Genomic DNA, 8278 nt, shown 5'->3' on the forward strand with positions numbered 1-8278 from the left:
TGAACATGGAAGCCAATGTGGCCCCTCTGTCCCAGGGGTCCCGATTGGACGCCGATCACCCCGAAAACGGGGTCCTTATTCCACGCCGATTCACAATCAGCCGCTGGAACGGCTCGCTTCGGTATTGGCTGCCCTGATCGGAATGGTGCAACAGGGCGTTCGGCTTGCCGCGGCGCCACACCGCCATCAGCAGAGCATCGGCGACCAGTTGCGCCGTCATCGATGCGCTCATCGACCAGCCGACCACCCGCCGGGAGAACAGGTCGATCACCGCCGCGACGTACAGCCAGCCCTCGGCGGTCCAGATGTAGGTGAAGTCGGCGATCCACTTCTGGTTCGGCCTAACCGCTTCGAACTGCCGATCCAGGAGGTTCGAAGGCGCGATCGTCGCCGGACGATCGCCATCGTCCTTCGGCAGCCGTCGCCGGCGCGGCCGGGCCCGCAGCGCCTGAGATCGCATCAACCGCTCGATCCGGTGCAGGCCACAATCGATCCCCTCAGCCAGGAGGTCGCGCCAGACCCGACGGACGCCATAGGTTCGGTCGCTGGCGAGAAAGCTCGCTCTGACCCGCCCGCCGACGATTGCGTCGCTGCGGGATCTGGCACTCGGAGCGCGGGTCAGCCAGGCATGAAAGCCCGACCGCGACACCCCGAGTGCATCGCACAGCCATGCCACCGGCCAGATCGTCCGGTGCTTCGCGATGAAGACGAACTTCATATCGCTTCCTTCGCGAAGAAGGCTGCGGCCTTTTTTAGGATGTCGCGCTCCGCCTTCAGCTTCGCGACCTCACGCCTCAGCCGCACGATCTCCTGCTGCTCAGGCTTCATATGGCCGTGACCGGGAAACGCCTGCACCGGGTCGACGCCGAACTGCTTCACCCATTTGCGCAGGACATTCTCGTGAACATCGAGGTCGACCGCGGCCTGCGCCACCGAGACCCCGCGCTCCTTCACCAGCCTGACCGCCTCGACCTTGAACTCCCGACTGAACTTCCGTCGCTGCATGACACACCTCCAGCTTCATGAAACACCCAATCTCGGTGTCCATCAAACCGGCAGCAGCTCATCGCTTGTGATCGTAGACCAAAGCGGGGAGGTGGACCCAAGTGAGGGCGCCCGACTCGACTCCTTGTAGAAGGCGCCGTTGCTGTTGAGCACTGGCACGCAGCTGAGATGCGCGTACAGTCCGGGAATCCTAACGGCAGCTCCGGCTCGCTTCCGGACGCCTCCAGGGCTGGGGAGGGGCAGGTGAGACAGCCGGCGCAGCAGATCCGAGTCCTTCGAACCACGCCGTCCCGGCCGCTGCCAGACCTCCTCACACCGTAGGGTGTCATTGGAAGTTGTCACACGCGTGGTTCGTCCGCACCGGTCGGGCGATGAAGCGCAGTGCTTGCAAGCTCGGAAGGAAGAAATAGCCGCCGCCGACGACCTTCACGAAGTCGGCGTGGACCTTTGCGTGTCCCGAGTCCTGCTGCGGGCGTGCATCAAGTGGAAGCGAGAACACTAGGTCGGACGTCGGCAGGATGAAACGGTCATGATCGGTCTTGGCCGAAATGATCGGGTCCGGACAGTTGCGCAAACCGGAGAACGTTCGCGAATTGGACCAGGTCTGCTGGATGAACTCGAACTGCCTTTCGATGTTCGCATTGAAGCACATGAAGAACGTCCCGGCGTCCTCGCCGTTCGCGGATTGATAGGTTCGTCCCCGGCGCAGGATCCGATGGCGATTGTTGATCTCCAGCTGAAGCGGGCTACCAGGCCGGAAACTGTCGCGGGGATTGGATTTGCGCACGTGGGACACGATCGGGCAGGCGAGCCCCTGAGGGTCGTCCGTGCCATGCCTGAAATCATTGTCCGGCTTCACCGGGGCCAGCAGCTCGAGCGGAACTTCGATCGATGGAAGAGCCTTGCGCACATTCCGGATCACTTGCCTGATCAGTTCGTCGCTTTGTGCGTCCCAGATCACGCTCATCAAGCCGTCGCCGCTCGGCACCAATTCATCGAAAGTCAAAGCGCGGCCTTCCGCGTCGGGGTCATCCAGGATCCTACGCTCCATCATGATCCGCTTCCGAAGCTCGGCGAAAAACACGTATTTGTTTTGCTGGCTCCGGGACATCATGGGATTGCGCACCAGCGAGCTGCCGTCGCGCCAGCGCCCCATGAGCTTCGCAGCGATCAGTTCTTCGGCCAAGCGGACGTCGTACGCCGACGAAGATCGCTGAGCCGGATTGACCGTGAGGCCGCCGACGTCCGTCAGGTCGTTCATCGTGACGTTCATGTCCGTCGAGCCGTGGCTGTCCGCCGAGGTACCGATCTTGCCGCTGATCTCGGCGTGTAGATGATCGGCTGCGAACAGATGGTCGGGAATGCCCGGATTGCGGACTCTCAGCGACGTGGAGAAATAGCGGTTGCTGACCAGCTTTTCCGCCTGTAGCCGCACATAGCCGTTGAAGGCATCGACATCCTGCTCGAGTTGCCGGATTACCAAGAAACTTCCGTTGCGGCCGAAATCGCGCAGTTCCGACAGGCCGCTATTGTTGAACTCGGGAAATCGATCCGGAATCGCGTCTTGCAGCGGCGGCAGGTCGTTGTAGTCGTCGCGGGTCTGGCTGACCGTCGGACTGGGTGGATAGTAGCCGCGCGTATCCTTGTAGCCGAGGAGGAATTCGCCGGGGGCCACCACGTCGTCCGGAGCGAAATCGCCCTTGCCGAACTGGCGCGTGCCGCGCATCACGGGCTGTGAGACACTGTCGACGAAGCCGAACGGTTCGCGATGATCGCCCCGCTTGCGCGACATCGACATCTTGATGGTTTGCGCGGTCATGCCCGCGGCGGCGAGCATCGTCAATAATTCCTCGTCCTGCTTCTCGAATGCGGCTCTCTGTGCATCGGACTGGACGGAGCCGTAGTGTAGGACGATGGCGTGGCAAACCTTGGCGTCGTCAGGCGCGTCGCTCCATTGCCAATGGTCGGGCGCGTTGGCGCCGACATCACCCAGGATGTTGCTGCGCTTCGCCATGCCGTCGACAAACGGCAGCGGCAGGGTACCGAAGCCCTCGAGTTGATTTCCTTCGGGAAAGCCGAGCGTCCTAAGACCGGCAGCAGTGAAGGCGATGAAGACGGCGTCTTCGTCGGGACTGTAGTCGCCCAGCGCGAGTGCCGGGCCGTCCGGCCGCACACTGATGGTTTCGGCATTGTAGGAGGTCTCTGCGATCGTACGGATCCAACCCCTGGCCAGCTCGGGGTCGCCGAATTTGACCAGATGGCCTCGTGCCTGACCCAGCCTGCCGAGTCCGCCGAACAGGATCGACTGGACTTGCTCCGACTGGATCGTGTCCCGCGGGCGTGGCGGGGAATGGATGAGATCTTCCCACGCCTGCGCTTCGGCGCTCGTTCTGGCCCTTGCCAAGCCCTCGCGCACCAAAGCATTGGCGCGGATCTGCTCGGTGGTCAAATGCGGGAAGCGGCTGTACCAGAACAGCGTCTCGACCTGCTGCCGGCGCACCCATCTCTTGAACCGGTCGCCGTCGCGGGCGCCGTCGAAGTAGAACCAGTTGGTGCGCGGAAAGCCGACGCCATTGTTCCAAGCAGCGGTTTGGCCCCCATGAACCTTGGTGATAAAGTCTTCGAGATAGCTTTCCCAGCTTCCGTCGTAGTTGCTTTGGAAGATCAGCTTCTGCGTTCCTGGGACGCGAAACCATTTGGCATAGTGGATGGTGGCAAAATCGGTGACGAATCCGGGCCTGAACCAGATCCGGACCATCTGCTTGATGATTTGGAGCGACAGCGCCATCGTCAGTTTGCGGAACGGCCCCGACTTCAACTCGGTCACCGAAGTCAGGTGGTTCTGCACGTAACCGGGGATGTCTTCCGTTGCGAGCAGTCGGCGCATGTGGTCATGGGCAGGCGGCAGATCCTCGGGGCGCTCGATGGCCTCGCGGTGCCGAAGCCAGTACAGAAAGGCGATTGCCAGGGTGACGAGACCCAGCGCGGGCGTCATCCAGAACACGACGTAGGTGACGGGAATCGTCGCGGCGAAAAGCCACCAGCCAAACAGCGGAACGAGCACCGTGGCGACGATGAAGGCGGCGTAGAGGGCAACTAGGTTCGGCGTGGTCACGGCGCGTGCGACGAATTCCTCGAAGCTGAAATCCGTCCATTTCGAGAAGGCGGGCAGGCGGGCGGATGGCCTGACCAGCAGCGGTGCGAACCTCGTTCCGGCCAGCTGGCGGCGCGCCTCGCGCAACACGTAGCGCCCGCCGTCGCCGTCGATGGCCGCACGCGCGTTTGGGATGTTGCGTCCGGTCCGGGCGCTATCGACGATCGACTTGACCTCGTCATACAATCCGTCTTCGTCCGCGATTTGCGCCACCGAGAAGTCTGCGGTCCCGGGAAAATTCACGCCGATCGCGCCCCAGGGCCACGTATGCAACTTGATCCGACGCCGCTTCAGCAGGGCCTCCGCCGGCATCGGCGGCTGGCCGGCATCGACATACTTCATCAGCGGCTGAAACACCTGGTCGCCGACTTTTTGAACGATTTTCGAAAGGGCGGCCTCCTCGGCGCCATCGACATTGAGCTCCACCAGGAGATGATGTCGTGGTTCGGTCGCTGTGCCGAGATCGATGACGTTGATGCTGGCGAAATGCACGATCCCGGTTTCCCGGAACGCCCGATCGATACTCGCCGCGCGGGTCGCATCGGCCTGGGTGGCACGCGGCCGTTTCGGGTGGCCGAACGATCGTAGCAGGGCTCGCACCTCGTCGATCGGCGCGTTGGCCGCCAACGGCACCGCACAACAGATCATCGATTGCCGGCGTTGCCCGGTGTCGGGATCGTAGCGCAGCAGCATGTGGCGCGGGAACGGGCCGGCGCGCATCAGCCTGGGCGACTTCGACGCGAACCGAATGTTGTTCTGCGCCAACAGGACCTGGAACAGCTCGACGATAATCGCCTTGGCGAGCTCTTCGCCGATGCAGTCGTGTTCGCCGATGCCGAACATCAGGTTGCGTGGTGCCGGCCTGCCGGCGAAGCGCCCGGGGTCGAAATCGTAAGGCCGCGGAAATTTCGCAGCATCCATCAGCGCCGACGCGGTCGCCGCGATCACCGTCTCGCCCGGCGGGATGCCGGACAGTCGTCCTCCGCCGCCACTATTCAGGGGGCGGCCGGTGCGAACGCGAAACTGGCCGGGAAACAATGCCGGATTGAACCGGGCCGCTTCGAACAATAGCGCCTGAAGCGCATCGCGCTTGGCCAGATAGTCGGCCGATTGCGGTCCCGCGCTTCTCCGCGCGGCCTCGGCCTCGCGCGACAAGCGAACCGCATCGCCAAAGACGGAGGGGCGAAACGTCAGTTCTTCCAGGATGTGCCCGGCCGACATGGTGTTGGTGGGGACGAATCCGGTGATCAGTCCGAACAGCAGGGCCCGGATTTCTCCGCGTCGCGCCGCCGAATCCGCTTTCACTCCGCCGATCTGCTCGGGCTCGGATTTGGCGATGGCGATCAGCCGGCCCAGGATGGAGTTGTCGGGAGCGCCGAACAGACGGTCGTAATTGCGGTCGATGATGTCGCGCAGCCGTTCGGCTCCATACATCGCCTGAATCCGCACCTCGCTTTCGCCGCTTGGGTCCGCGAACAGCAATGCGGTCGTCGACATTGCAAATTCGGCGAATTCGTCCGCGTTCTCGGCGGTCAGGCCGTACAGCTTAAGACAGGTTTCGGTCGCGACGCGGGTGAACAGGTCCTTGATGGCGTCGATCTCGCCGCCTGCATCGGCGAGCAGCCACCCTGCGATCTGCCGGGCTGGTTCGCGGACGTCGCTGTCGAGATCGATCGTCGCCCAAATCTGTTTCATTACGGCCCGTTGGCGGGCATGGAGTTCGCCGTCGTCGCCGAGCGCGAAGTTGGTGCCCCCGGCGAGCAGCGTCATTTCGAGGCCGAACGGCACGTTAAAAGCATCGGGGTCTCGCAACACCGCCTCAACGTCGTCGTAGCGGACCACCCAGTGAATTCCGCGAAACTTGATGATCGGAGGGATGCGACGGAACAGCGGTAGAAGCAGGTATCGCAAGGCGGCTTTGGTCCACCGGGCCGCGAGCTTGCCGAACCAGCCGGTCGGTGGAATCCGGTCGAGGCCGAAATCGCGTTGAGTGATGTTGGAGCGCTCGGGGTAGGAGAGGATCCTCGCGAAGGAATTGTCGTACTTCGTATCCATACGATCTCCTGGTGTATCGGTCCGAGCGGGCCACCAAATTTCAGGCGTGCATTGTCGTGTCTTGATCCAATCCCAATTGCGCGACGAAGTAAGCGTTGAGCGCGGGGTCGATGTAGGGGAGCCAGTTGATGTCGTCGGCGCGAAGCTGCGGACGGGCTCTGCGCAGATCCTCCCGCGCTTCGTCGGCGAGTGCACGACGGTTCAGCGATTTGAGCGACAGGTACTTGATCATGAGGGCGTACCAGTAAGACGGCCGCCGCATGGTGGACTGGGTGGCAAGGTCCAATGCGTCCTCGAAATTGCCGAGCAACCAGTGCGCCATTGCCTGTTCACCAAGGAAGAAGAACATCTGCTGATCGTGAGGGCTGAGCTTGATCGCCAGCGCGAGCGACGGCAGCGAGCGCTCCGGCTCACCACGCAGGATCGCGTTGCTGCCGAGCTGCGCATGGGCGAGCGACAGACTCGGACATAGATGGATGGCGCGACGGATGAGGCAATCCGACTCTTCCGATTGACGCAACCATGCCTCGGCGGTCCCGGTGACCCAGTATCCCCGCGCATCGGTCGGGTCGAGCTCGATGATCTGGCGGCCCAGCGAGCTTGCCGCGCGGATCGCGGGCGCCTCGCTCCGCATCGCCCAGGCGCGCCACAGCGTGCACCAGGCGAAATGTACGCGCGCTTCGACATTGCCGGGTTCGATCTGCAGCGCCTGATGGAAGTAGAATTCTGCCCTTTCGGCATCGTGGCGGCTGAGGCGGTTCATGTGCCAGCGGCCCCGCCACACGAGATCGTTCATCCTGGATACCTCGTCCGGCAGTCGGCGCGCGCGATGTTGCTCGGTCCTTGAGATGTTGCCCCCGAGGTTCCCCGCGATCTCCTCCGCGATGCCCGTCAACATGGTCTCGGTGAGAGAGCCGACGATCTCGAACGAGCGGCCCCAGACCAGCAGATTTCCGTCGGTCTGCGTCAACTCGATGTTGATGCGCATCGATGCGTCGGCTTTCGGGATCCGGAGTTGAACCACATAGTGCGCGCCGAGCTTGGCGCCAAATTCCGCGGCGCCCGACGTGAGCGTCAGGGCCGCGTAGCAGGAGCTTCGGGAGATCGTCGCCAGCCAGCGGATGCGCGACAGCTGGTCGATCAATTCCTGTGTCACGCCTTCGATGAGGTAGCACAGGCTCGGATCACTTGCGGTATCGTTCGGCGGAAGCACCGCGACAACCGGCGTTCCGATGAAGCCGCCTATCCGACCGACGGCGCCGGCTCCGTCGCGGACGGCGAAGCCTGGCAACGTGGAATTGGACGATGTGGCATTGGACAGGGCGGACGGAGAGTCGACGCGGCCGGAATGCCTGCGCAACGCCGCCTCGCGCAATCGTTCTTCCCAATACCGTCGTTGATCTCGAAGCCAGTCATCGAATTCGGGGTCTGCGATGTCGAGGTCTTCGAGAAAGTCGGGCAGGTTGGTTGTAAGATCGAAATCCTCGGTGCCGTGCTGCTCGAGTCGGCGGGTGTCGATATCGATGTTGTTGATATCAAGTGTCAGGCTCTGCTTGTCGAAAGAGATCAGCGCCCTGTGCGCTCCGAGTGACCGCCGAAGTTCGCTGAGACACTGGCGCAAACTCGCCGAGCCTTCCTTGTCGCCGCGCTCGCTCCACAATCGCGATTGCAGCCAGCGTCGTCCACGCATGCCGTGCGGCGCGACGGCGAGCATCGCCAGGATCGCCCGCGCTCGTCGTCCCTTGGGCGTGCAATCCACTCCGGCGCACTGCAAACGCACCGGTCCGAGCAGGCTGAGAGAATGGCGCACGGGATTCGCACGATCGTTCCGCTGATACGGCATCGCATCGACGATGTTCGCGTGGGTCATTCCGCGAGTCCAATGGTGGTAACGGTCGCTCGGCCGAGCGATGTCAATCAAATGGCGAAATGTAGGTAGCATAGAGCGGTAGTTGAATTCGTCGCAAGCTGTTTTCGCTCGTCCAGCCGGGTCGGCGGCCTGTTTCGCTGCGCGGAACGAGCTTTCGAGGTGCCGTGCTCGAAGCGGTCTGGCGAGATGGGGCG

General features: G+C 62.9%; 2 protein-coding genes and 1 pseudogene. All 3 read right to left on the reverse strand.

Going from position 1 to position 8278, the window contains the following annotated elements; translation table 11 throughout:
- Positions 1–91: 91 nt before the first annotated feature.
- Positions 92–1005: pseudogene (locus tag DWA33_RS21500) on the reverse strand (IS3 family transposase); the annotation flags it as partial.
- 325 nt (positions 1006–1330) lie between these two features.
- Entirely contained in the window at positions 1331–6214 is a 4884-nt protein-coding gene (locus DWA33_RS21505) for a cytochrome P450 (RefSeq protein WP_114360546.1), read from the reverse strand.
- A 40-nt stretch (positions 6215–6254) separates the two neighbouring features.
- Entirely contained in the window at positions 6255–8084 is a 1830-nt protein-coding gene (locus DWA33_RS21510) for a hypothetical protein (protein WP_114360547.1), read from the reverse strand.
- Positions 8085–8278 lie beyond the last annotated feature (194 nt).

The sequence above is a fragment of the Rhodopseudomonas pentothenatexigens genome (assembly GCF_900218015.1).
GTDB classification, from domain to species: domain Bacteria; phylum Pseudomonadota; class Alphaproteobacteria; order Rhizobiales; family Xanthobacteraceae; genus Rhodopseudomonas; species Rhodopseudomonas pentothenatexigens.

What these genes read in the sequence shown, in the direction of transcription:
- DWA33_RS21505 (WP_114360546.1), bottom strand. Translation starts at nt 6,214, where the DNA reads ATGGATACGAAGTACGACAATTCCTTCGCGAGGATCCTCTCCTACCCC.
- DWA33_RS21510 (WP_114360547.1), bottom strand. Translation starts at nt 8,084, where the DNA reads ATGACCCACGCGAACATCGTCGATGCGATGCCGTATCAGCGGAACGAT.